The sequence below is a fragment of the Campylobacter sp. BCW_6873 genome (assembly GCF_001762365.1).
Taxonomy (GTDB): Bacteria; Campylobacterota; Campylobacteria; order Campylobacterales; family Campylobacteraceae; genus Campylobacter_D; species Campylobacter_D jejuni.
Genome location: NZ_MJWS01000070.1, coordinates 1 through 1,048, shown reverse-complemented (window position 1 = coordinate 1,048; position 1,048 = coordinate 1). Strand labels below are relative to the sequence as shown.

At 23.9% G+C, this 1,048-nt stretch carries 2 protein-coding genes; both read left to right on the top strand.

Going from position 1 to position 1,048, the window contains the following annotated elements; genetic code table 11:
* The first annotated feature begins 56 nt into the window (after nucleotides 1-56).
* Nucleotides 57-287: a hypothetical protein gene (locus AJ932_RS05670; RefSeq protein WP_070278745.1), complete on the top strand. Its 231-nt coding sequence runs from the start codon at nucleotides 57-59 to the stop codon at nucleotides 285-287.
* 143 nt (nucleotides 288-430) lie between these two features.
* Nucleotides 431-604 (top strand): hypothetical protein, encoded by a 174-nt coding sequence (locus AJ932_RS10350; RefSeq protein WP_161565379.1) that lies wholly within the window; start codon nucleotides 431-433, stop codon nucleotides 602-604.
* Nucleotides 605-1,048 lie beyond the last annotated feature (444 nt).

The window sequence follows — 1,048 nt, the reverse complement described above, 5'->3', positions numbered from 1 at the left end:
AAACCACAAAATTACATCTTAATTTTAATAAAATAGAGAATCTAAGGAGATAACCCATGACATATATATTACTTCTTATTATAATTTCTACTATTCTTTCTTATCTTATATTAAAATTTATTTATAAAATCATCTTTAAATCTACAAAAAGCGTTTCAAAGTTTTTAGTCTTTCTTGGAGGTATAGGCTTAATTATCTTTTATTATACTCCTTATTCTTATTATTTAGAGCCTAGTTATTGGCAATTTAGGAATATGTGTAAGTTAAATGAACTTCCTAAAGTATAATAAGATTCTAGGGTATTTTGATAAAAAGTTAGGCGGCATAGATGATTTTCGACATGTAAAAAAATATAGTAGGATAGAAATGTGGCTTTATATATTACGATGATACTTACAAAACTCCTTCAAATTTTCAAGAAAAGATGGAGATGGATAATATTGCACTAAAAACAAAAAATATGCAAATGTCTTTACACAAGATTGTTGATATGCATATAAGTCCATATTGGAATACTAGAAGGTATGTGTTAGAAGGCAATGAGGGTAATATGAATTTTGAGTTTATAGAGGATGGGCTCGCTTGTGGTAATCTTTATCAATAATAATATAAGGAATAAATCAACAATTTAAAAGATTATACAGAATTTGTGTAAGCTAGTTATTTTAATTTTGTTTATACTGAAGGACAAAAAGCTTTAGGATTTAAAATATCTAAAACTAGATTTTTTAAAAATAAGAGTGAATTAGAAAAATTGGACTATTTTAAAGCATTACATGATGAATATAATGGATATTTGGTTATAATGATTCTTTATTTTTTATGTGAAACTAAATGGAGATTTTAGAGAATTATAAGCTAGAAATTTTTCTCAAAGATATGAGATTAAATTTCATCAGCCCAACACTACAAATTGTCTTATGAAAAAACAGAGAAAATTAAGAGGAGTTAATAAATGCTAGAATTCTTTGTTAATCTTTTAATATTTATTCTTATATTTTTCTTTTTTGTTTTTATATTTTCTATTATTTTATATTTTATCTTTAAA